Source organism: Salipiger marinus, assembly GCF_035481585.1.
GTDB lineage: Bacteria > Pseudomonadota > Alphaproteobacteria > Rhodobacterales > Rhodobacteraceae > Salipiger > Salipiger marinus.
This window is the reverse complement of sequence record NZ_JAYKSL010000038.1, coordinates 1-23,760: the sequence shown is the minus strand read 5'-3', so window position 1 is coordinate 23,760 and position 23,760 is coordinate 1. Positions and strand designations below refer to the sequence as shown.

The window sequence follows — 23,760 nt, the reverse complement described above, 5'->3', positions numbered from 1 at the left end:
TGTTGCAGTGCGGTTTGGACCGCTCAAACTTTGCCTTTGCCATGATCTTGGCTCCCTTCTTTGTCGGATGATGGGGTCAGACCCCACCCTACGGTGGTGGGTAGGGCGGGGACCGGCCCCGCCACCCGGCTTATGCGTATTTCTTCTGGATCTCGTCCGAGATGTTCTGCGGCACCGGATCGTAATGGTCGAACTGCATCGTGAACTGCGCGCGGCCCGAGGACATGGAGCGCAGGTTGTTGATGTAGCCGAACATGTTGGCCAGCGGCACCATGCAGGCGATGGCAATCGCGTTACCACGAGTGTCCTGCCCCTGCACCATGCCCCGACGCGAGGTCAGGTCGCCGATGATGCTGCCGGTATATTCTTCCGGCGTCACAACTTCGACCTTCATGATCGGTTCCAGCAGCTTCGCGCCAGCCTTGCGGAGACCTTCGCGCATCGCCATCCGGGCCGCGATTTCAAAGGCGAGCACCGAGGAGTCCACGTCGTGGAACTTGCCGTCGATCAGCGCGACCTTGAAGTCGATCACAGGGAAGCCCGCCAGCGGACCGGAGTCCATCACCGACTTGATGCCCTTTTCCACACCGGGGATATATTCCCGCGGCACGGCCCCACCGACGATCTTGCTCTCGAAAGAGTAGCCTTCGCCCGGCTCTGTTGGCGAAATCACCAGCTTCACTTCGGCGAACTGACCCGAACCACCCGACTGTTTCTTGTGGGTGTAGGTGTGTTCGATCTCGTGACCGATGGTCTCGCGATAGGCCACCTGCGGCGCACCGATGTTCGCCTCGACCTTGAATTCCCGCTTGAGGCGGTCAACCAGAATGTCGAGGTGAAGTTCGCCCATGCCCTTCATGATGGTCTGACCGGATTCAAGATCGGTCTCCACCCGGAAGGAGGGGTCTTCGGCGGCCAGACGGGCCAGACCCTGAGACATCTTCTCCTGGTCGTTCTTGGTCTTCGGCTCGACGGCGATCTCGATCACCGGCTCGGGGAAGGTCATGGTTTCCAGAACCACCGGATCGGACGGATCACAGAGCGTGTCGCCGGTGGTGGTTTCCTTCAGACCCGCCAGCGCGATGATGTCGCCGGCGAAGGCCTCGTCGATTTCCTCGCGGTTGTTCGAGTGCATCATCATCATACGGCCGACGCGCTCGCGCTTGCCCTTCGTCGAGTTCATCATCGAATCGCCCTTCTTGAGCGAGCCGGAATAAAGACGGGTGAAGGTCAGCGAGCCCACGAAGGGGTCGTTCATGATCTTGAACGCAAGGCCCGCGAAGGGCATCGCATCATCCGCCCGGCGCGGAATGCTCCGGGTTTCAGTCTCGTCGCCCGGCTTGAAGCCCATGTAGTCAACCACGTCGAGCGGGCTCGGCAGGAAGTCGACCACGGCGTTCAGCAGCGGCTGCACGCCCTTGTTCTTGAAGGCGGAACCGCCCAGAACCGGCACGAAGGTCATCGACAGGCAGCCCTTGCGGATCAGAGCCCGCAGGGTGGGGATGTCGGGCTCCTGGCCTTCCAGATAGGCTTCCATGGCCGCGTCGTCCATTTCGACAGCCGCTTCCACCAGCGTGGCACGCCATTCGTCCGCCAGATCCTTCAGGTCGTCGCGGATCGGGCCACGGGTCCAGGATGCGCCAAGGTCTTCACCTTTCCACACCCATTCTTCCATGGTCACCAGATCGACGATGCCTTCCAGCTTGTCCTCGGCACCGATCGGGAAGTTGACCGGAATCGGGATCGCGCCGGTACGGTCCTTGACCATCTGCACGCACTTGAAGAAGTCGGCGCCGATCTTGTCCATCTTGTTGACAAAGACCAGCCGCGGAACCTTGTAACGGTCGGCCTGACGCCACACCGTTTCAGTCTGGGGCTCCACACCGGCGTTGCCGTCCAGCAGCGCCACGGCACCGTCAAGCACCGCCAGCGAACGTTCGACTTCGATGGTGAAGTCGACGTGGCCGGGGGTGTCGATGATGTTGAAGCGGAACTTGGTGTCGGACGTGCCTTCTTCGGACGGATCTTCCTGCCACTGCCAGAACGTGGTGGTCGCGGCAGAGGTGATGGTGATGCCGCGTTCCTGTTCCTGCTCCATCCAGTCCATGGTGGCAGCGCCGTCATGGACTTCACCGATCTTGTGCGAGCGGCCGGTGTAGAACAGGATGCGTTCGGTCGTGGTGGTCTTGCCCGCGTCGATGTGGGCCATGATCCCGAAGTTGCGGTAACGCTGGAGGGGATATTCGCGTGCCATGTTGGACTGCCTTTCCGGAGCTTACCAGCGGTAGTGGCTGAACGCCTTGTTGGCGTCGGCCATCTTGTGGGTGTCTTCGCGCTTCTTCACCGCGGAGCCACGCGACTGAACAGCATCCAGAAGCTCGCCTGCAAGACGCTCTTCCATCGTGTTCTCGTTGCGACCGCGCGCGGCGGTGATCAGCCAGCGGATGGCCAGCGCCTCACGGCGCTCGGTGCGCACTTCGACGGGCACCTGATAGGTGGCGCCGCCCACACGGCGGGACCGCACTTCGACGGCCGGCTTGATGTTGTCGAGCGCTTCGTGGAACACTTCCACCGGCGCCCGCTTCACCTTGCCTTCAACCCGCTCCAGCGCGTTGTAGACGATGCGCTCCGCGACCGACTTCTTGCCGTCGATCATCAGGTTGTTCATGAACTTGGTCAGAACCCGGTCACCATACTTGGCGTCGGGGAGAACTTCGCGCTTCTCTGCGGCGTGACGACGAGACATCTGTTGTTCCTCTTACTTCGGACGCTTCGCGCCATACTTGGAGCGGCGCTGCTTCCGGTCCTTGACGCCCTGGGTATCCAGCACACCGCGCAGGATGTGGTAACGGACACCGGGAAGGTCCTTTACGCGGCCGCCACGGATGAGCACAACCGAGTGCTCCTGCAGGTTGTGGCTTTCACCGGGAATGTAGCTGATGACCTCGTAGCCATTGGTCAGACGGACCTTGGCCACTTTCCGCATTGCCGAGTTCGGCTTCTTCGGTGTCGTGGTGTAGACCCGGGTGCAGACGCCGCGCTTCTGCGGGCACTGTTCAAGGTGCTGCGACTTGGACCGTTTGACTTTGGGCTGCCGCGGCTTGCGGATCAGCTGCTGGATTGTGGGCATATTGGGTTTTTCCCCGTCTTCTCACATATGTGGTGCACGGGGAACGCCCCATGCGGTTTCCAATTCAAGGCGCCCTGCGCGTCCGCAGGTCACCGGCGATGCACCGCCCGGCCAAAAGACCATAAAACGACGCAAAAGACCGCATCCGTCCCCAGTCCGGGAACGACGCGGTGGGTGTCCAGAGGATCGGGGCTTTCGCCCGGATCTTGACCGCTCCAGTTCTGTAGAATGCGCCGGACGCACTAAGCCTTCCGACGAATTGAAGGCGCGTATAGGGGGAGTCGGGGGCCTTGTCAACACAAGCAGGCCCTTGCAAGCGCAAAGCGGCGGTGCGATGCAGGTCATGTGTCGTGCTTGTGGAGCCTGCCATGCAGATCATCGGGTTCTGCCGCTTTTCCTATCCCGCAGAGGGCGGGTTTCAGGTGGAACACGACCGGATCGAGGACCGCATCTCCTATCTTTACGCGACGGCGCGGATGGAGGAAAGGTTCCGCCACTTTGAAACGCTCTGCCTGCCCGGTTTGCGGGCGCAGAGCGACCCTGACTTCCTCCTGCTGGTCCTTGTGGGCCGCGCCATGCCTGCCCTCTGGCTGGCCCGCCTGACGGCCCTGCTGGCCGATCTGCCGCAGGCCCGCATCATCGCCCGCGATCCCGGTCCGCACCGTCAGGTCTGCCAGCAGGTGATCAACGCCGCGCGCGACATGGCGCAGCCCTGCCTGCAGTTCCGGCATGATGACGACGACGCCGTGGCGGTGGATTTTGTCGCGACGCTGCGCGAGGCGGCACAGGACTGCGCGGCGCTGCTGGCCCGGCACCGTCTGGTAGGATTCGACTGGCAGCGCGGCTATGTGGCGCGGCCCGACGCGCGGGGCCTCTGCGCCGAGCCGTGCTTCACCCCCTATTGGGGCGTGGCGCAGGCGGTGGCGGTGCAGCCGCGCGTGACGCAGACCATCATGAATTTCGGCCACGCCAAGCTGCCGCAGTTCATGCCCACCGTCACCTTCGCCGACAGGCCCATGTATCTGCGCGGCCATAATGACCACAACGATTCCCGGCAGAAGAAACATGTCCGCCCGGCCCCCCTGCCCCGGCTGGATGCCGAGGGCGAGGACGAGATCCGGGCGCGGTTCGCCGTGGATGCGGATCACATCCGCCGCGTCTTTGCCTGAAGCCGGGCCAGCTGCAATTCGCGCCAGAGCGTGAAGATGCCGGTCGCCACGATGATCCCCGCCCCCAGCAGCGTCAGCGGGTGCGGCCAGTCGCCAAAGATCACCAGCCCCAGCACCAGCGCCCAGACCAACCCGGTATAGCGGAACGGCGCCACAAAGCCGACATCGCCCACCCGCATGACCATGACGCTGCAGCAGTAGCCCGCGATGACGAACACCGTGGCCCCCAGCAGCAGCAGACCCAGCCGCTGGTCCAGCACCACCCAGTCCTGCCCCAGCGACCAGATGCCCGCGAGCAGCACCACGATCACCGCCGATGACAGGGTGACCATCAGCGAGGGCACCGCGCGCGACATCCGCCGCGTCACCAGATCGCGCACCGTCACCGCCGCCACCGTGACCAGCGCAAAGACCGAATACATGTTGAAGCCTTCGGTGCCGGGTCGCACGATCAGCAGCATCCCCACGAAGCCCACGCCGATGGCCAGCCAGCGCCGCCAGCCCACCGGCTCCTGAAAGACCAGCGCGCTGCCCAGCGTCACCGTCAGCGGCGCCATCTGCAGCAGCGCCGTGACATTGGCCAGCGGCATGTGGCGCAGCGCCGTCAGAAAGAAGAAGGCTGAGGCGGCTTCGGCCAGACCGCGCAGCAGCATCAGCCCCCAGTCCTGCCGCGGCACATCCCGGCGCAGCGCGCCCATGCGCCATGCCAGCAGCGCGATGAACAGGCTTGCCAGAGTCCCGCGCAGCACCAGAAGCTGCGACAGCGGCATGCCCTCTCCGATCGCCTTTATGCAGGCGTCGCCCAGAGTAAAGCCAGCCATGGCGCCCATCATCAGCACCACGCCGCGCGCATTGTCGGAAAAGCCGTTCATGCGCCAGCGCTAGCACCGCCCCGGGCGCCGCGCCATCGGGAAATGTCAGAGCGGCCGCAGCGAGTCCTTCAGAGCCTCCATCAGCGCGCGGTTCTCGGCTGCGCTGCGCAGGTAGGTGATCGGACCGCCGCCTTTCTGCCGCGCCTCATGCGCCAGCTGAAACACCCCGTCCCGCCCGGACCGCCGCACCACCGTGCCCGCAGGCAGGGTCTTGCGCAGATTGGCGGGCGGCGTGCGCGACACATCCACCCAAAGCAGCACCAGCTGGTCGCGGTGGAGAAAGAACAGCCCCATGCGGTCGGACAGGCTGCCCTTCAGCCCGCCCGACAGCCCGACCCGTTCGCCATAGGTCAGATAGGCGGTGCCAAGCCCGGGCAGCGTGACGCGGGTCAGCGGCCCCCAATGGTTGTCGCGCCCTTCGCTCGCGGCATGCAGGCGTGTGGCAAAACCTTCCAGAAACCCGTCGCTGCGCCCGGTGGTGACGGAACAGGCCAGCGTCACCAGCAGGGTGGGCTTGGTCGTATGCCGTGCGCCGGGGCGGGGATCGCGCGCATGGAAGTGCTCGCCCAGCATGTAGCTGTAGGTGATCCGGACATCGCCATCCTGTTCCCGGTCTCGCGCCACGTCGCGCGGCCAGCGCAGATCGATGCCAAGCGCCACACCGCAGTCGTCATGCCGGACCGGGCGCAGGTCGGCGGGCAGGAAATTGACATCCAGCACCGGAATGTCCTGCGCCTGCGCCACAGATGCGGCGACGGCCAGCCCAAGGGCCAGCGTGAGCGTTCGAAGCCTCGTCCAGTCTGCCATGCACCCGACTCGCGATGGTCTGCCTGCGGCACGATACCATCGCCGCAGCGCGGCGGGAGGCCAAAAAGAAACGCCCCCGCATCGCTGCGGGGGCGTCTGGTCGTTCAGGAGGCAGTCGCGATCACTCGCGGCTTTCCGGCGTGTCCACCACCAGCGTGTCGAACTCGTCGCCGCCGATCACGTCGTTGCTGCTGGAAGCAGGCGCTGCCAGCATGGCTGCGGCTTCGGCTTCCTCGCGGCGCACGTCGATCACCTTGTTGTCGCGTTCGGTCGCGATCTTGCGCACCTTCTGGGTGGCGCCACCGGTGCCCGCCGGGATCAGGCGGCCCACGATGACGTTCTCCTTGAGGCCCACGAGCTTGTCGACCTTGCCCTGCACCGAAGCTTCGGTGAGCACGCGGGTCGTCTCCTGGAAGGAGGCGGCAGAGATGAAGGACCGCGTCTGCAGCGATGCCTTGGTGATCCCGAGCAGGATCGGTTCGCCCGTTGCCGGACGGCCGCCCTTGGCGATGATCTTCTCGTTCGCCATGTCGAACTCCGACTTGTCCACATGCTCGCCCTTGAGCAGCGTGGTGTCGCCGGAATCCTGGATCTCCCATTTCTGCAGCATCTGCCGGACGATGACCTCGACATGCTTGTCGTTGATCTTCACGCCCTGCAGACGATACACGTCCTGCACTTCGTCGATCATGTAGTTCGCCAGCGCTTCGACACCCATGATGGCAAGGATGTCATGCGGCGCGGGGTTGCCGTCCATGATGTAGTCGCCCTTCTGGACGAAGTCGCCTTCGACCACAGGAATGTGCTTGCCCTTCGGGATCATGTATTCCTTGGACACAAGCGTCTCGTCCACCGGCTCGATGGTGATGCGGCGCTTGTTCTTGTAGTCCTTCCCAAAGCGCACATAGCCGTCGATCTCGGCGATGATGGCGTGGTCCTTCGGACGGCGCGCCTCGAAAAGTTCGGCCACACGCGGCAGACCACCGGTGATGTCCTTCGTTTTCGCGCCCTCGCGCGGGATCCGCGCCAGAACGTCACCTGCCTTGATTTCCTGTCCTTCTTCGCAGGACAGGATCGCGTCCACCGACATCGGATAGGTCATCGGGTTGCCCGAGGCATGACGCACCGGTTCGCCATCGGCATCCATCAGGATGATTTCCGGCTTCAGTTCGTTGCCCTTGGGCGCGGCCCGCCAGTCGATCACGATCTTCTGGGTCATGCCGGTGGCCTCGTCGGTCTCGTCGCGAACGGCGATACCCTGGTTGAGGTCGACATGCTTGGCGATCCCGTCGGCTTCGGCAATGATCGGCAGGGTATAGGGATCCCATTCGAACAGCTTGCTGCCCCGCTTGACGGTCGAGCCTTCCTTGACGAACAGCTTGGAGCCGTAGCTCAGCTTGTGGCTGGCCCGTTCCGCGCCGTCCTCGCCCATGATGCGCAGCTTCATGTTGCGGCCCATCACCAGCGTCTCGCCGATGGAGTTTTCCAGCGTCGAGGCGCCTTCGAAGGCGATGATGCCTTCCTGCGACGCTTCAAGGAAGGACTGCTGCCCGCCCTGCGCCACGCCGCCGATGTGGAAGGTCCGCATCGTCAGCTGGGTGCCGGGTTCACCGATCGACTGCGCCGCGATGATGCCCACCGCTTCGCCGGTGTTCACCATGGTGCCGCGGGCAAGGTCACGCCCGTAGCACATGGCGCAAACGCCCTCTTCGGCCTCGCAGGTCAGCGGCGACCGGATGCGCGCGGTCTGCACCGCCGCCTCGTCGATGGCATCGGCCATCCGCTCGTCGATGAGCTGGCCCTGACGCACGATCACCTCGTCGGTGCCCGGCTTCAGGATGTCATCCGCCGCAACCCGGCCCAGCACGCGCTCGGCCAGCGAGGAGACGACCTCGCCATCGTTGACCGCCGCTTCCGCGGTGATCGCCCGGTCGGTGCCGCAGTCATGGGCCCGCACGATGCAGTCCTGTGCCACGTCCACCAGACGCCGGGTCAGATAGCCCGAGTTCGCCGTCTTCAGCGCGGTGTCCGACAGACCCTTCCGGGCGCCGTGAGTCGAGTTGAAGTATTCAAGAACGGTCAGACCTTCCTTGAAGTTCGAGATGATCGGCGTCTCGATGATGTCGCCGTTCGGCTTGGCCATCAGGCCGCGCATGCCGCCCAGCTGCTTCATCTGCGTGACAGACCCCCGGGCGCCGGAATGGGCCATCATGTAGACCGAGTTCGGCTCCGCTTCGGCGCCATTCTCGTCACGACGGTTGGCGGAGATGGTGTTCATCATCGCCTCCGTCACCTTGTCGTTGCACTTCGACCAGGCGTCCACGACCTTGTTGTACTTTTCGCCCTGAGTGATCAGGCCGTCCATGTACTGCTGTTCAAAGTCCTTCACCTGATCGCGGGTTTCCTCGACGATCGACCACTTGCTGTCGGGGATGACCATGTCGTCCTTGCCGAAGGAGATGCCCGCCTTGAACGCCTCCTTGAAGCCCATGGACATGATCTGGTCGCAGAAGATGACCGACTCTTTCTGGCCGCAATAGCGGTAGACGGTGTCGATGACCTTCTGGACGTCTTTCTTCCGCAGCAGCGTGTTCACCAGATCGAAAGGCGCCTTGGCGTTCATCGGCAGCAGCGCGCCAAGCCGGACCCGGCCCGGCGTGGTTTCATACCGCTTGACGACCTCGTTGCCCTCTTCGTCGATCTGCCGCACCCGGCACTGGATCTTGGCGTGCAGATGCACCTCGCCCGCGGTCAGAGCGTGCTCGACCTCTTCGATATTGGCGAACTTCATGCCCTCACCCTTCATGCCTTCGCGCATGATGGTGACGTAATAAAGCCCGAGGATCATGTCCTGCGACGGCACGATGATCGGGTTGCCGTTGGCGGGCGACAGCACGTTGTTGGTCGACATCATCAGAACGCGCGCTTCCAGCTGGGCCTCAAGGCTCAGCGGGACGTGCACGGCCATCTGGTCGCCGTCAAAGTCGGCGTTGAAGGCCGAACAGACCAGCGGGTGAAGCTGGATCGCCTTGCCCTCGATCAGCTGAGGTTCGAACGCCTGAATGCCCAGACGGTGCAGGGTCGGCGCGCGGTTCAGCAGAACGGGGTGTTCGCGGATCACCTCGTCAAGGATGTCCCAGACCTCGGGACGTTCCTTTTCCACCAGCTTCTTCGCCTGTTTCACGGTCGAGGACAGGCCCTTGGCCTCCAGCCGCGAATAGATGAACGGCTTGAACAGTTCGAGCGCCATCTTCTTCGGCAGGCCGCACTGGTGCAGCTTCAGTTCGGGGCCGGTCACGATGACCGAACGGCCCGAGAAGTCGACCCGCTTGCCCAGAAGGTTCTGGCGGAAGCGGCCCTGCTTGCCCTTCAGCATGTCGGACAGCGACTTCAGCGGGCGCTTGTTGGCGCCGGTGATGACGCGGCCGCGACGGCCGTTGTCGAACAGCGCATCCACAGCTTCCTGCAGCATCCGCTTTTCGTTGCGCACGATGATGTCCGGCGCGCGCAGTTCGATCAGCCGCTTGAGGCGGTTGTTCCGGTTGATCACGCGGCGATACAGGTCGTTGAGGTCGGAGGTCGCGAAGCGGCCGCCATCCAGCGGCACCAGCGGGCGCAGTTCCGGCGGAATCACCGGAATCACGGTCAGCACCATCCATTCCGGGCGGTTGCCGGATTCGAGGAAGGATTCGACCACCTTCAGCCGCTTGATGATCTTCTTGGGCTTCAGCTCGCCGGTGGCTTCCTTCAGATCGGCGCGCAGCTGCTCGGCCTCGGCTTCGAGGTCGATCTGGGCCAGCATCTCGCGGATGGCCTCGGCGCCGATATTGGCACTGAAGGCATCGGCGCCGAACTGGTCCTGCGCGTCAAGGAATTCGTCCTCGGTCAGCATCTGGCCATAGGTCAGATCGGTGAGGCCGGGTTCGATCACCACATAGTTCTCGAAATAGAGCACCCGCTCCAGATCGCGCAGCGTCATGTCCAGCATGAGACCGATGCGCGAGGGCAGCGATTTCAGGAACCAGATATGGGCGCAGGGCGCGGCCAGTTCGATATGGCCCATGCGCTCGCGACGGACCTTCTGCAGCGTGACTTCAACGCCGCATTTCTCGCAGACGACGCCGCGATACTTCATCCGCTTGTACTTGCCGCAGAGGCACTCGTAATCCTTGATCGGCCCGAAGATGCGGGCGCAGAACAGCCCGTCCCGCTCGGGCTTGAAGGTCCGGTAGTTGATCGTCTCGGGTTTCTTGATCTCGCCGTAGGACCACGACAGGATCCGCTCCGGGCTGGCCAGAGAGACGCGGATCTCGTCGAAGACTTTCGGCGGGGTCAGCGGATTGAACGGGTTGTTGGTCAGTTCCTGGTTCATATCAAACCTTTTGCATCAGGGCAGCGTCAGGGGCAGGGAGCGAGATTTTTCGTACGAAAAATTTCGCCAGGAAAATTTTCGTACGAAAATTTTCCGTCACTCCTCCCCGTCCGCATCCAGGAGTTCCATGTTCAGGCCGAGGCCGCGGACTTCCTTCACGAGCACGTTGAAGCTCTCGGGAACGCCCGCCTCGTAATTGTCCTCGCCCTTGACGATCGATTCATAGACCTTGGTCCGGCCCGCCACGTCATCCGATTTCACCGTCAGCATTTCCTGCAGGGTGTAGGCGGCGCCATAGGCTTCCAGAGCCCAGACCTCCATCTCCCCGAAACGCTGGCCGCCGAACTGCGCCTTGCCGCCCAGCGGCTGCTGGGTCACGAGGCTGTACGGCCCGGTCGAACGCGCGTGGATCTTGTCATCCACAAGGTGGTGCAGCTTGAGCAGGTATTTCACCCCCACCGTCACCTTGCGGCTGAACTGCTCCCCGGTGCGCCCGTCGAACAGCACCGACTGGCCGGAGGTGTCGAACCCGGCGCGGGTCAGCGCGTCGTTCACGTCCATCTCCTTGGCGCCGTCAAAGACCGGCGTGGCGATCGGCACGCCGCCCGTGGCATTGCCCGCCACCTCGACCAGACGGGATTCCTCCATGTCGGCGATGCCTTCTTCGTAGACATCATCGCCATAGGCAATCCGCAGCGCTTCCCGGACCGGGGTCAGATCGCCGGAGCGGCGGTAGTCCTGCAGCGCCTCGTCGATCTGGATGCCCAGACCGCGCGAGGCCCAGCCCATATGGGTTTCCAGAATCTGACCGACGTTCATCCGCGACGGCACGCCCAGCGGGTTGAGGCAGAAATCGACCGGAGTGCCATCCGCGAGGAACGGCATGTCCTCCATCGGCACCACGCGGCTGATCACACCCTTGTTGCCGTGACGACCGGCCATCTTGTCGCCCGGCTGCAGCTTGCGCTTCACCGCCACGAACACCTTGACCATCTTCATCACGCCCGGGGGCAGATCGTCGCCACGACGGACCTTTTCGACCTTGTCCTCGAACCGCGCGTCCAGCGTGCGCTTCTGCGCCTCGTACTGGTCGTGCAGCGCCTCGACGATCTGGGCATCCTGCTCTTCGGCCAGCGCCAGCTGCCACCATTGGCCGCGGCTCAGCGTGGACAGCAGATCCTCGGTGATCTCGGAGTTCGGGCGCACGCCCTTCGGCCCCTTCACCGCGGTCTTGCCCAGCACGAGATCGTGCAGACGCGCGTAGATGTTGCGGTCAAGGATCGCCAGTTCGTCGTCCCGGTCACGGGCCAGACGTTCGACTTCCTCGCGCTCGATCTGCAGCGCGCGCTCGTCCTTTTCGACGCCGTGACGGTTGAACACCCGCACTTCGACCACGGTCCCGTAATCGCCCGGCTTCACCCGCAGCGAGGTATCGCGCACGTCAGAGGCCTTTTCGCCGAAGATGGCGCGCAGCAGCTTTTCTTCCGGCGTCATCGGGCTTTCACCCTTGGGGGTGATCTTGCCCACCAGAATGTCGCCCGGCTCCACATCGGCGCCGATATAGACGATGCCCGCCTCGTCGAGGTTGCGCAGGGCTTCCTCGCCGACGTTGGGAATGTCGCGCGTGATTTCCTCCGGCCCGAGCTTGGTGTCACGGGCGGCGACCTCGAACTCCTCGATATGGATCGAGGTGAACACGTCGTCGCGCGCGATGCGCTCGGAGATCAGGATGGAGTCTTCGTAGTTGTAGCCATTCCACGGCATGAAGGCGACGATGACGTTCTTGCCAAGCGCCAGTTCCCCCATGTCGGTGGAGGGACCATCCGCGATGACCTCGCCCTTCTCGACCAGATCGCCCACCTTCACCAGCGGACGCTGGTTGATGCAGGTGTTCTGGTTGGAGCGCTGGAACTTGCGCATCCGGTAGATGTCCACGCCCGCGTCACCCAGTTCCAGATCGGCGGTGGCACGGACCACGATGCGCTGCGCGTCAACCTGGTCGATGATGCCGGCCCGGCGGGCCTGAATGGCGGCGCCGGAGTCGATTGCGACCTTTTCCTCGATGCCGGTGCCCACCAGCGGCGCTTCGGAGCGCAGCACGGGCACGGCCTGACGCTGCATGTTCGCGCCCATCAGCGCGCGGTTCGCGTCGTCGTTTTCAAGGAAGGGGATCAGCGAGGCGCCGACCGAGACCAGCTGTTTCGGCGACACGTCGATCAGGTCCACGCTTTCGCGCGGCGCCAGCGTGTAATCGCCCGACTGGCGGGTGGAGACCAGATCGTTGACGAACCGGCCTTCCCCATCCAGCTGCGCGTTGGCCTGCGCCACGGTGTGGCGCATTTCCTCGGTGGCGGACATGTACTGCACTTCATCCGTCACCTTGGCATCGGTCACCCGACGGTAAGGCGTTTCGATGAAGCCGTACTTGTTCACCCGCGCAAAGGTGGCAAGCGAGTTGATCAGACCGATGTTCGGACCTTCCGGCGTTTCAATCGGGCACATCCGGCCATAGTGGGTCGGGTGCACGTCGCGCACCTCGAAGCCCGCGCGTTCCCGGGTCAGACCGCCCGGCCCAAGCGCCGACAGGCGCCGCTTGTGCGTCACTTCGGACAGCGGGTTGGTCTGGTCCATGAACTGCGACAGCTGGCTGGAGCCGAAGAATTCGCGGACCGCCGCCGCCGCCGGCTTGGCGTTGATCAGATCCTGCGGCATCACCGTGTCGATCTCGACCGAGGACATGCGCTCCTTGATGGCACGCTCCATCCGCAGCAGGCCGACGCGATACTGGTTTTCCATCAGTTCGCCCACCGACCGCACGCGGCGGTTGCCGAGGTGGTCGATGTCGTCGATGTCGCCACGCCCGTCGCGCAGATCGACCAGCGCCTTGATGCACTTCACGATGTCGTCGCGGTCCAGCGTGCGCTGGGTGTCCGGCTTTTCGAGGTTGAGGCGCATGTTCATCTTGACCCGGCCCACGGCGGACAGGTCATAACGCTCGCTGTCGAAGAACAGCGTGTTGAACAGCGACGAGGCCGCTTCCACGGTGGGCGGCTCGCCCGGGCGCATCACGCGGTAGATGTCCATGAGCGCGGAATCGCGGTTCATGTTCTTGTCCGCCGCCATGGTGTTGCGCATGTAGGCGCCCACGGTGATGTTGTCGATGTCCAGCACCGGGATCTCGGTGATGCCCGCGTCCATCAGATCCTTGAGCGTGCCGCCGGTCACGTCGCCGTCCTTGTCGACGGTCCAAGTCAGCTCGTCGCCGGCTTCCACATAGATGGCGCCGGTCTGCTCGTTGATGATGTCCTTGGCCGCGAACTTGCCCACGATATGCTCGAAGGGCACCAGCAGGTTCTGCACCTTGCCTTCGTCCACCAGCATCTTGACGGCGCGCGGGGTGATCTTCTTGGTGGCCTCGGCGATGATCTCGCCGGTATCGGCGTCGACAAGGTCATAGGTCGGGCGGGTGCCGCGCACGCGCTCGGGGAAGAACTTGGTGACCCAGCCCTCGCCACGGCGCAGCGTGTAGGACACGGTGTTGAAATAGGCGTCCATGATCGCCTCCTGATCCAGCCCGAGGGCATAGAGCAGGGTCGTCACCGGCAGTTTCCGGCGGCGGTCGATCCGCGCGAACACGATGTCTTTGGCGTCGAATTCGAAATCGAGCCACGAGCCGCGATAGGGAATGATGCGGCAGGCAAACAGCAGCTTGCCCGAGCTGTGCGTCTTGCCCTTGTCGTGGTCAAAGAACACGCCCGGCGACCGGTGCATCTGGGACACGATCACCCGCTCGGTCCCGTTCACGATGAACGTGCCGTTCGGGGTCATGAGCGGCATGTCGCCCATGAACACGTCCTGTTCCTTGATGTCCTTGATCGACTTGGCGCCGGTATCTTCGTCCATATCGAACACGATCAGCCGCAGCGTGACCTTCAGCGGCGCGCTGTAGGTCATGTCGCGCTGCATGCACTCTTCGACGTCGTATTTCGGCTTCTCAAGCTCGTAGCTGACAAATTCCAGCCGCGCGGTCTCGTTGAAGTCGTTGATCGGGAAGACCGACTGGAAAACCCCCATGATCCCTTCGCCTTCCTGAGGCTTGGGCTGGTCACCGGAATTCAGGAAAAGTTCGTAAGAGGATTTCTGAACCTCGATGAGGTTCGGCATCTCCAGAACCTCACGAATTTTGCCGTAGTATTTGCGAAGACGTTTCTGGCCAAGAAAACTTTGAGCCATGGGTCAGCTTACCTTTCAGCTTCTCACCGGACGCGCGTGCTGTCGGGCACCAGCGGCACATCCATCCGAGACGGCAGTGTTCCGATCCATTCCTGGCCCCTGTCCCACCAGAGGCCTCCCGATCCTGGAACTCGCCTGAAAAAGGCCCCTCGCGCTGCTTGTCCAAGCAGAAGGGCCTCTCTGAGACGGGTTCGGCTGGACCCGGATTGCTCCGGATCCAGCCTGCAAATCAACTCGTGCGGGCCAGTGCCCTGCGCGATTACTTGACTTCGATCTCGGCGCCAGCTGCTTCCAGCTGCTTCTTGATCGTTTCGGCTTCCTCTTTCGAGACGCCTTCCTTGACGGCCTTGCCACCGGCTTCCACCAGATCCTTGGCTTCTTTCAGGCCAAGACCGGTGATCGCGCGGACTTCTTTGATCACGTTGATCTTCTTGTCGCCGGCCGACTTCAGGATGACGTCGAATTCGGTCTTTTCCTCTTCGGCAGCGGCGGCTTCGCCTGCGGCCGGGCCTGCCATCATGACAGCGCCGCCAGCGGCGGGCTCGATGCCATACTCGTCCTTGAGGATGGTTTTCAGTTCCTGGGCTTCGAGCAGCGTGAGGTTCACGATTTGCTCAGCAAGTGCTTTCAGATCAGCCATTTTGCATTTTCCGTTTGATTAGATGTGTTCCAACGTGCGGGCATTCAACCCCACGAGGTTCCTCGATTGCCTTAAGCCGCCTTGTCCTCGATAGTCGAGAGGATCGAAGCGATGTTCGAAGCAGGTGCGCCAATGGCACCGGCGATGTTCGAAGCAGGTGCGCCGATGCAGCCCGCGATGGAAGCAATAAGCTCCTCACGCGACGGCATTTTCGACACGGCCTCAACACCGGCACGGTCCAGCGCCGTTCCCGCCATGGCCCCGCCAAGAATCTCGAATTTCGAGTTTGCCTTGGCGAAGTCCTCCACGACCTTGGCCGCAGCCACGGGGTCTTCGGAGAAGGTGAGAACGGTCATGCCCTCGAGGTATTTCGCGATGCTCTCGCACCCGGTCCCCTCAAGGGCGATCTTGGCGAGCCTGTTCTTGGCGACGCGGACCGAAGTCCCGCCCGCGCGTGCGCGCGACCGGAGGTCCGTCATCTCGGCAACCGTGAGACCCTCGTAGCGGGAGACCACCACGACGCCAGAGCTTTCGAAGATCTGGCCGAGTTCCTCGACCACTTTCTCTTTCTGGGCTCTATCCACAGTTTCACTCCAGTTGATGGAGGGGAACGACCCCCTCCGGCTCTATTCGCCCGGGCAGAAGCCCGGACACTGGTCCGAATTCGGGTCGTCGCATCGCGCCTCCGGAACACATCGGCCCGGAACACTATGTCTCTTCCCGCCTCAGGCAGGACTTACGGGCTTCCGTATGGAACCCACCCACCGTCTCGGACGAAATAGAGGGCCTTCGCGAATCGTGCGAACGCCCTCACAAGCTCTCCTTAACGGGTTTGACCCGGCTTGCCAAGGGCGCACCGGCCTCTGCCCGTTTTCTGTGGCGCAGCACGGTACTCCGCCCCGCCGCGCGCCCGCGGGTGCGGCGGGCAGATCGGGGTTGATCCACGCAGCCCGCCGCGTCACGCTTCACCCAGAAACCAGAAACCAGTACCGGAGGCCAGCATGATCCGACCCGCCGTGGCAGACGATCTTTCCGCGATCCAAGGCTGCGCCGCCGCCGCTTACGCCCGTTACATCCCCCGGATCGGTCGCGCCCCCGCCCCGATGACCGCCGACTTCGCCGAACAGATCGCGGCGGGGCTGGTGCATGTGGCAACCTCCCCCGAAGGCGGCCTGCTGGGCTTCATCGTCTTTTACCCGCAGGATCACGCGATGCTTCTGGAAAACGTCGCGGTCCAGCCCGCTTCAGCCGGGCATGGCGTGGGCCGGGCGCTCATCTCCTTCTGCGAGGATCAGGCCCGGCAGCAGGGCGCCGACCGCGTGGTGCTTTATACCAATGCCAGGATGACCGAAAACCTGACGCTTTATCCAAGGCTGGGCTATCGCGAGACCGACCGCCGCCAGCAGGACGGCTTTGACCGGGTGTTCTTCGAAAAGCCCCTGCCCCGGACCCCCGGCTGAAATGCAAAAAGGCCCCGCCGAAGCGGGGCCTCTGTCATCCCGAAGGATCGGCAAGATTACTCGGCGTTGGCCGAGCTGACATCCACCGACACGCCCGGCCCCATGGTGGAGCTGAGCGAGATCTTCTTGACATAGGTGCCCTTGGCGCCGGTCGGGCGTGCCTTGGCCACCGCGTTCACGAAGGCGCGGACGTTTTCAACCAGCTTGGCGTCGTCGAACGAGGCCTTGCCGACACCGGCGTGGATCACACCGGCCTTTTCGACCTTGAACTGGACCTGACCGCCCTTGGCGTCCTTGACTGCCTGCGCGACATCCATGGTCACCGTGCCCACTTTGGGGTTCGGCATCAGGTTGCGCGGGCCAAGGATCTTGCCCAGACGACCGACGATCGGCATCATGTCCGGCGTCGCGATGCAGCGGTCGAACTCGATCTTGCCGGACTGGATGGTTTCCATCAGGTCTTCGGCGCCGACGATGTCGGCCCCTGCGGCCTGTGCTTCATCCGCCTTGGCGCCACGGGCGAACACCGCGACGCGCACGGTCTTGCCGGTGCCGTTGGGCAGACCGACCACACCACGGACCATCTGGTCCGCGTGACGGGGGTCAACGCCAAGGTTCATGGCGATCTCGACGGTTTCATCGAACTTGGCCGAGGCATTGGCCTTCAGCAGTTCGATGGCAGCTTCGACCGACAGGTTTTCCTTGCCGGCAAAGGCTTCACGAGCAGAGCGGGTGCGTTTTCCAACTTTCGCCATCTTACTTCACCTCGATGCCCATGGACTTGGCGGAGCCAAGGATGATCTGCATTGCCGCTTCGACGTTGGTCGCCGAAAGGTCCTTCATCTTGGCTTCGGCGATCTCGCGCACCTGTGCGACGGTGATCGTTGCCACGGTCTCACGGCCCGGCTTCACGGCGCCCTTGGGGCGGTTCCGCTTGCCGACGGGCTTCAGACCGGCTGCCTTCTTCAGGTAATAAGACGCGGGCGGCGTCTTGATGTCCATGGTGAAGGACTTGTCCTGATAATAGGTGATCACGGTCGGGCACGGCGCACCGGGCTCCATTTCCTGCGTCTTGGCGTTGAACGCCTTGCAGAATTCCATGATGTTGATGCCGCGCTGACCCAGCGCAGGACCCACGGGGGGGGAGGGCGTGGCTTTGCCTGCAGGAATCTGCAGCTTCATCTTGCCCATAAGTTTCTTGGCCATTGGCCTGTCTCCTTTTCCGACACTCCGGAAACGCGTTTCCGAAGCTTCATGTGGCGTGGTCCGGTCCGCGTATCGCGATACGTTCGCCTTCCACGAGTCGCATCCCGCAGGATGCAAGGCGCCCCTCTAGACGATCGCCCGCCCCGGCGCAAGCACCTACCCGCACCCCGCTCCGGCCCCGCAAAGAAAAAGGCGCGCAGCCCCGCCGCACGCCCCGTCTTCTGTCCGTGGTCCGGTGAACAGGGTCAGCCCTGCTTGGACACCTGGGTGAATTCCAGTTCCACCGGCGTTTCGCGGCCAAAGATCGACACCGACACCCGCAGACGCTGGTTGTCCTCGTCCACGCCCTCGACCGTGCCGTCGAAACCCTCGAACGGGCCGTCGTTGACCTTGACGCGTTCGCCGATCTCGAAATGGATCAGGGTGCGCGGCTGGTCCTCGCCCTCCTGCACCCGGCCAAGGATGGCCTGAACCTCGGCGTCGCGCATCGGCATCGGGCGCCCCTGCGGACCCAGAAAGCCGGTCACCCGGTTGATCGAGTTGACCAGATGATAGCCCCGGTCCGACATCTCCATATGCACCAGCACATAGCCGGGCATGAAGCGGCGTTCGGTCGTGACCTTCTTGCCGCGGCGCACTTCGATGACCTCTTCGGTCGGAACAAGCACCTCGTCGATCTGGTCTTCGAGCCCCTGCTCGGCCACAGACTGCCGGATCTGCTCTGCGATCTTCTTCTCGAAGTTCGACAGAACGCTCACCGAGTACCACCGCTTCGCCATCTGGCCCCTCTTCCTATTCTGGTCCGGCCAAAGGGCCGTCCGTCTCGTCATGCGCCGGATCGCCGGCGGCAGGATCTTTGCGGATGCGCCGCGCCCCAAAAGAAAACCGGCGTGCAACCGAATCGCTGCACGCCCGCTTTGGGAATTGGGGCGTCCCTACCCCCGCCGCGCCACGAATTCAAGTGCCGCACGCAGGCCATGGCAGCCTCCGCGCCTCTTCTGACCCNACCGGCGTGCAACCGAATCGCTGCACGCCCGCTTTGGGAATTGGGGCGTCCCTACCCCCGCCGCGCCACGAATTCAAGTGCCGCACGCAGGCCATGGCAGCCTCCGCGCCTCTTCTGACCCCAAATATCCCGGGGGAGTCCGCGGCACGCGGACGGGGGCAGCGCCCCCTTCACCGCAGCACGCCTTGCGCGCTGCGGACATGTCGGCCTCAGCCGAAGAAGGACAGCAGGCCCTGCAGACCGGTGCGGATCAGGATGTCCACCAGCGCAAAGAAGATCGCGGTCAGCGTCGCCATGATGAAGACGGTGATCGTGGTCAGCACCACCTCGCGGCGGGTCGGCCACGAGATCTTGCCGATCTCGGACCGGGTCTGCTGGATAAACTGAAGCGGATTGGTCATGGCAGGCCTCGGACTCTCTGGGTTGCCGGGTCGTATACGCGCGCGCACCCGGTCTGGCAAGGACCGGTGCCACCCGCCCTGCCCCGCCTGCGGATCACGAAACGCGGTCAGGTGCTGTCGGAAATCTGACCACAGGCGCCGCTTCGTGATGAAACCCGGGCACGCCTTCCGCGTTCACGCGCGCTTAGCCAGCAAGATGCGGCGGCAAGCCCCCCGGCAGCGCGTCACACGAAAACTTGCGCCGGACCGCCCGGGAACCTCCACGGCTGTGGCCCCGTTGTGGTGGCAGAGAGGCAAGGGCGGAAGCCTGAAGCGCCTCGAAGATAGTAACGAGAGAAAGGATACACCATGAACCGCTTTCTGACCGCAACCGCCGTCGCATCCGTTCTGGCCACCAGCGCATTTGCCGCCACGCCGGAAGAAACCTCGCTCATCAACCGCTATGCGCCTGACGTGAATGTGGAGATGATGACCGACGAGCAGGTCGCAGAAGCCGTGGCGATCGCCACCACCGACAGCGCCGATACCGAAAAGCGCACCGAGATTCAGGCCATCCTCGAAACCGACACGATGACCGAAGATTTCTCGCCGGATCAGCTGAGCATCATCAACGAATTCATGTCCTCCGACCAGATCGCCGTGATGAGCGCCGACCAGCGCACCGAGGTTCTGCGGATCGTGAACTCGGAGGCAGAGCCGGACCAGATGCGCAACGAAATCCTCGCGCTCTATCCCTCGGACAGCCCGGCGCTGACCGAAGCCGAAGCACAGCGCGTGCAGTTCTTCGCCCCCGAAGCGGACCTGAGCGTGCTCACCGCTGGCCAGACCGAGCGTCTGCGCGCCGCCATCAACAGCGGTCAGGGCGATGCCGACATCAAGCTGCTGGTGGACGACATCCTGTCGTAATCCCTCCGCAGTTTACGGAAAGAGGGCCGCACGTGGTGCGGCCCTTTTTTATGTCCCGCCTGTCAGCCCTGCCCAAACGACGCCCCAGCCAGATGGCGCCGGACCGGACGCGGCGCGGAAGATTTGGTGCCGAGCCGTTGAATTCATTCAGGAAAGATGTCGCCCACCCAGCTTCACCCGGCAGGAAACCCCATGCCATATTGCGCAATGCTGACATCCGTCGCGGGCGCTGGAGCAAAGCGGCCGGGGCGAATCCGCTTGAACCGAGCCCGTCGCCCGATACCATCCCTGCCATGACCGAACGCATCCAGGTTGCCGCATTGCCTCTGCGGGCCAGCCGGAAAAATGGCATCCAGATTCTGCTCGTGACCTCGCGGGATACCGGGCGGTGGGTGCCCCCCAAAGGCTGGCCAATGGAAGGCCGCGCGCCTTGGTCCGCCGCACGCATCGAAGCTCTGGAAGAGGCCGGGGTGATCGGCACCATGTCCGATGAACCGCTGGGCAGCTACAGCTACCTCAAGCGGCTGGAAGACGGCGAGGTGGTGCCCTGCCGCGTTTCGATCTATCCGCTTTTCGTCACGCGGCTGAAAAGCGCGTGGAAGGAACGGAAAGAGCGCAACCGCCGCTGGTTCTCGATCGATCAGGCGGCAGAGGCGGTGGATGAACCGGACCTGAGCCGGATCCTGCGCGGCCTGTCCGACCGCGAAATCAGGAAGGGCCGTGTCGTCCCCAAGCGCGCCACAGCGGACTGAGCCCTGCCCCTGCCCCTGCCCTGCTTTTCCCCTCCTTCGGCGAGGCCAGTATCCAAAGGGATAGATCCGTGGTTCAAGCGGAGGGGCGGAATTGAACAGTTGATTATTTTATTTAATTTCAATGTATTAAAGAGAGATTCCAGATCCGGGGCATGCTTGTCTGGAATCGGTTTTATGACTAGGCATTAGCCTGTGAGCACGTTGCCCGAGCAGATCACAACGCAGCTCTCCGTGTCGGTCGCGTGTTTTTCGCAAAGCTAGGAGTCCGGTAGCCAGAACCATAGAGAGATTGTCCATGCCGCGAAACTGGAAGCTATCCTTAAACATCTTACTCACGAGTTTTCTGTGTCTGGTGGCGGTAAACATCTCCTGCGCGCATACGCCCATCCCGTCGGGGAGTATTCTCTCTGACAAGGTGGTCCATGCTCTGGCCTTTGCCGCGACACTGGTTCCCACAGCGGTCCTTGCCCCGCGCTATCTGTTATTCACCGTCGGATTTGTCGTTTGCCTGATTGCCGGAATTGAATTTTTTGTCCGGGACCACAAGTGCCCCAGCGAATATCTGTCCTGGGCCGCTGAATTGATGGGCGTCACCTTTGCATTTTGCACCATTACGATCGTTCAGGGCATCTGCCATGCCATTGACGACGAATCGGATGACGAACTTCCGTCAACCTGACATCTGCTGAACGTCCGGACAGCCGCATCTCGCGGCTTCGGACAAAGCCACCACGCTGCGTTGCTCTCTCCTTGATCCTGCCCCGGCTTGCCAAGGGCCGGAACCGCCAGACAGGTGCGCCACATCGGCTGCAAAAGGCGGCTTCGACCTGTGCAGCGCCAAGCTACCGTTGCAAGCCGGGCCCGGCTGTAGCACAACGGCGCGCCCCGCTCAGCAAAGGACAGCGCCATGCAGCACGAGCCCTTCTTTGCTCTAGCCCCCTATCACATCGCCCTCGTCGTTGCCGGGCTGGTGGTGATCGCGGCGCAATGGCTGCCGCGTCTGGTGTCCTCCCGCGAACCTGCGGCGGCGCCGCTGATGCTACTGTTCGGTGCGGCGGTGGCGCTGATCCCCGGCGTGCCGCAGATCCCCGACCCGCGCACAACGCCGCTGCCGTGGGAAATGCTGAGCGAGATGGCGGTCATCGTGGCGCTGTTCGGCGCGGGCATGCGCATCGACAATCTGCGCCCGTGGCGCCGCTGGCTGCCGACCTTCCGCATGCTGGGCATCGCCATGCCGCTGACCATTCTGGCCGTGGCCCTGCTGGGGGTCGGGATTGTCGGGCTGACACTGGCGGGCGCCATCCTGCTGGGCGCGGTGCTGGCCCCCACCGATCCGGTGCTGGCCGGGGAAGTGCAGGTCGGGCCACCGCACAAGGGGCAGGAACACCCCGTCCGCTTCGCCCTGACCACCGAAGCCGGGCTGAATGACGGGCTGGCCTTTCCCTTCGTCTATCTGGGGCTGATCGTCGCCGCCCAAAGCTTCACCCCCGGCACTTGGGGGCTGGACTGGCTGCTGCGCGACGTGATCTACCGGATCGCCGTCGGCGCGGCGATGGGCTGGCTGGGGGCAAGGGCACTGGCCTATGTGCTGTTTTCCGTGCCGAAAGGCGCCGTTCTGGCCGACACCGCCGCCGGGGTCATCGCGCTGGCGGGCATCATGCTGTGTTATGGCTCGACCGAACTGATCGAAGGTTATGGCTTCATCGCGGTCGCGGTGATGGGCCTGACGCTGCGCCGCGTCGAACAGCATCATGATTTCCACCGGCGCCTGCACGACTTTTCCGAATCCATCGAACATGCGCTGACCGTCCTGCTTCTTGTCGCCTTGGGCAGCGTGCTGCCGCGGCTCTTTGCCGATCTGACATGGACACATGCCGTGCTTGCCCTGCTGCTGATCGTGGTGATCCGTCCGCTGTCGGGCGGGATCGCCCTGCTGGGCGACCGGTCGCTGGACCGCAGAAGCAAGGCGGTGGTCGCGATCTATGGCGTGCGCGGCATCGGGTCGGTCTATTATCTGGCCTATGCGGCCAGCCATGTGGAATTCGCGAACGAGTCGCAGATCTGGTCGCTGGTGGCGCTGGTCATCCTGCTGTCGACGCTGCTGCATGGCTTCACCGTCGGCTGGGCGGTGGACCACCTGAAGGACGGCGACTCCTAACTCCATCCCCTGCCGAACAGCCACCGATCCGTGAATTGGATGTGTGTGGCCGCTGCTGTAGAGGCGGCGCGGGCGCGCGGGCTGCCCGCCGCTTTTCCGGGGCGGCGGCAGGATTTGCCCGTCCCACGCGCCACGTGACCTCATCACTGACGGGATCCCTGCTGCACGGGAGACGCAATGCACCGCCGCCTGTTTACGATTGTTCTGTTAACCAGCCTGACAGCCGCCGCGATCAGCTTTCTGGCCTTGGCCCCGCATCACGGGATCCAGAGCAGATACCGCATGCTTGCGCATCTGGAGCATGTTCTGGCCTTTGGTCTGCTGATGGTGCCCGCAGCCCTGCTGCGACCGCACTGGCTGCACTGGCTCTGGCCCATGGGCATCGCCTTCGCCGGGGTGATCGAGCTTCTGCAGCCGCAGTTCGGACGGCGCGCCGATCTGATGCACTGGGTGTCCAGCTCCTTCGGGATCGTGCTCATCACCTTCGGAACATGGCTGGCCCTCAGCATCGTCGACCTGATCCGGCACCGCGACGGCCCATAAGCGCAACCGGATGACCGCAGGGACAGCGGTCAGGATACGCAGGACAAATTTTCAAGAGAGTTATGGCAGGGGCAGCAGGGTTCGAACCCGCGACCTACGGTTTTG

General features: G+C 63.5%; 20 protein-coding genes. 7 read left to right on the top strand and 13 right to left on the bottom strand.

All coding sequences use genetic code 11. The features are described 5' to 3' along the window. Window positions 1–130 precede the first annotated feature (130 nt). From fusA to rpsL, 3 genes are read right to left on the bottom strand one after another with little or no spacing between them, the layout of a single operon-like run. A complete protein-coding gene (gene fusA, locus VK682_RS25900) occupies window positions 131–2,254 on the bottom strand; it encodes an elongation factor G (RefSeq protein ID WP_230798068.1) in 2,124 nt (707 codons plus the stop codon). 21 nt (window positions 2,255–2,275) lie between these two features. Continuing rightward, on the bottom strand, window positions 2,276–2,746 hold the full coding sequence (gene rpsG / locus VK682_RS25895) for a 30S ribosomal protein S7 (RefSeq protein WP_089852129.1): 471 nt from the start codon (window positions 2,744–2,746) through the stop codon (window positions 2,276–2,278). A gap of 12 nt (window positions 2,747–2,758) precedes the next feature. After that, window positions 2,759–3,130: a 30S ribosomal protein S12 gene (rpsL, locus tag VK682_RS25890; RefSeq protein ID WP_005862801.1), complete on the bottom strand. Its 372-nt coding sequence runs from the start codon at window positions 3,128–3,130 to the stop codon at window positions 2,759–2,761. 368 nt (window positions 3,131–3,498) lie between these two features. On the opposite strand from rpsL, the gene VK682_RS25885 reads away from it, so the two are divergent. After that, a complete protein-coding gene (locus tag VK682_RS25885; RefSeq protein WP_230798067.1) occupies window positions 3,499–4,299 on the top strand; it encodes a glycosyltransferase in 801 nt (266 codons plus the stop codon). Here the strand turns inward: VK682_RS25885 and VK682_RS25880 are convergent. From VK682_RS25880 to rplJ, 6 genes are all read right to left on the bottom strand, one after another. Further along, on the bottom strand, window positions 4,275–5,171 hold the full coding sequence (locus tag VK682_RS25880) for a DMT family transporter (protein WP_324782863.1): 897 nt from the start codon (window positions 5,169–5,171) through the stop codon (window positions 4,275–4,277). The genes VK682_RS25885 and VK682_RS25880 overlap by 25 nt on opposite strands. A gap of 45 nt (window positions 5,172–5,216) precedes the next feature. Further along, window positions 5,217–5,978, bottom strand: a complete 762-nt coding sequence (locus VK682_RS25875; protein WP_324782862.1) for a hypothetical protein — start codon at window positions 5,976–5,978, stop codon at window positions 5,217–5,219. Window positions 5,979–6,099: 121 nt separating this feature from the next. Next, the gene (rpoC, locus tag VK682_RS25870) at window positions 6,100–10,350 is read right to left on the bottom strand and encodes a DNA-directed RNA polymerase subunit beta' (RefSeq protein ID WP_089852133.1); all 4,251 of its coding nucleotides are present in this window, start codon (window positions 10,348–10,350) and stop codon (window positions 6,100–6,102) included. Window positions 10,351–10,446: 96 nt separating this feature from the next. After that, window positions 10,447–14,583: a DNA-directed RNA polymerase subunit beta gene (gene rpoB / locus VK682_RS25865; protein ID WP_324782861.1), complete on the bottom strand. Its 4,137-nt coding sequence runs from the start codon at window positions 14,581–14,583 to the stop codon at window positions 10,447–10,449. Window positions 14,584–14,842: 259 nt separating this feature from the next. Next, a complete protein-coding gene (rplL, locus tag VK682_RS25860) occupies window positions 14,843–15,223 on the bottom strand; it encodes a 50S ribosomal protein L7/L12 (protein ID WP_089852135.1) in 381 nt (126 codons plus the stop codon). Window positions 15,224–15,294: 71 nt separating this feature from the next. Next, on the bottom strand, window positions 15,295–15,807 hold the full coding sequence (gene rplJ, locus VK682_RS25855) for a 50S ribosomal protein L10 (RefSeq protein ID WP_230798063.1): 513 nt from the start codon (window positions 15,805–15,807) through the stop codon (window positions 15,295–15,297). Between the two features lie 417 nt (window positions 15,808–16,224). On the opposite strand from rplJ, the gene VK682_RS25850 reads away from it, so the two are divergent. Then, window positions 16,225–16,683 (top strand): GNAT family N-acetyltransferase, encoded by a 459-nt coding sequence (locus VK682_RS25850; RefSeq protein ID WP_230798062.1) that lies wholly within the window; start codon window positions 16,225–16,227, stop codon window positions 16,681–16,683. A 56-nt stretch (window positions 16,684–16,739) separates the two neighbouring features. Here the strand turns inward: VK682_RS25850 and rplA are convergent, their stop codons facing one another. The 4 genes from rplA to secE all read right to left on the bottom strand — a co-directional run bounded on the left by rplA (window position 16,740) and on the right by secE (window position 19,296). Beyond that, entirely contained in the window at window positions 16,740–17,438 is a 699-nt protein-coding gene (gene rplA / locus VK682_RS25845; RefSeq protein WP_089852138.1) for a 50S ribosomal protein L1, read from the bottom strand. Window position 17,439: 1 nt separating this feature from the next. Continuing rightward, window positions 17,440–17,889, bottom strand: a complete 450-nt coding sequence (gene rplK, locus VK682_RS25840) for a 50S ribosomal protein L11 (protein WP_089852139.1) — start codon at window positions 17,887–17,889, stop codon at window positions 17,440–17,442. Window positions 17,890–18,134: 245 nt separating this feature from the next. Next, on the bottom strand, window positions 18,135–18,668 hold the full coding sequence (gene nusG, locus VK682_RS25835; protein ID WP_089852140.1) for a transcription termination/antitermination protein NusG: 534 nt from the start codon (window positions 18,666–18,668) through the stop codon (window positions 18,135–18,137). 436 nt (window positions 18,669–19,104) lie between these two features. Then, window positions 19,105–19,296, bottom strand: coding sequence for a preprotein translocase subunit SecE (gene secE / locus VK682_RS25830; protein ID WP_089852142.1), 192 nt, complete (start codon window positions 19,294–19,296; stop codon window positions 19,105–19,107). A 348-nt stretch (window positions 19,297–19,644) separates the two neighbouring features. On the opposite strand from secE, the gene VK682_RS25825 reads away from it, so the two are divergent. From VK682_RS25825 to VK682_RS25805, 5 genes are all read left to right on the top strand, one after another. Further along, window positions 19,645–20,202: a hypothetical protein gene (locus VK682_RS25825; RefSeq protein WP_089852144.1), complete on the top strand. Its 558-nt coding sequence runs from the start codon at window positions 19,645–19,647 to the stop codon at window positions 20,200–20,202. A gap of 32 nt (window positions 20,203–20,234) precedes the next feature. Continuing rightward, window positions 20,235–20,954 (top strand): NUDIX hydrolase, encoded by a 720-nt coding sequence (locus VK682_RS25820; RefSeq protein ID WP_230798061.1) that lies wholly within the window; start codon window positions 20,235–20,237, stop codon window positions 20,952–20,954. Window positions 20,955–21,249: 295 nt separating this feature from the next. Continuing rightward, window positions 21,250–21,633, top strand: coding sequence for a hypothetical protein (locus VK682_RS25815; RefSeq protein ID WP_324782860.1), 384 nt, complete (start codon window positions 21,250–21,252; stop codon window positions 21,631–21,633). 228 nt (window positions 21,634–21,861) lie between these two features. After that, entirely contained in the window at window positions 21,862–23,112 is a 1,251-nt protein-coding gene (locus VK682_RS25810; RefSeq protein ID WP_324782859.1) for a cation:proton antiporter, read from the top strand. 177 nt (window positions 23,113–23,289) lie between these two features. Then, the gene (locus VK682_RS25805; protein ID WP_230798229.1) at window positions 23,290–23,655 is read left to right on the top strand and encodes a hypothetical protein; all 366 of its coding nucleotides are present in this window, start codon (window positions 23,290–23,292) and stop codon (window positions 23,653–23,655) included. Window positions 23,656–23,760 lie beyond the last annotated feature (105 nt).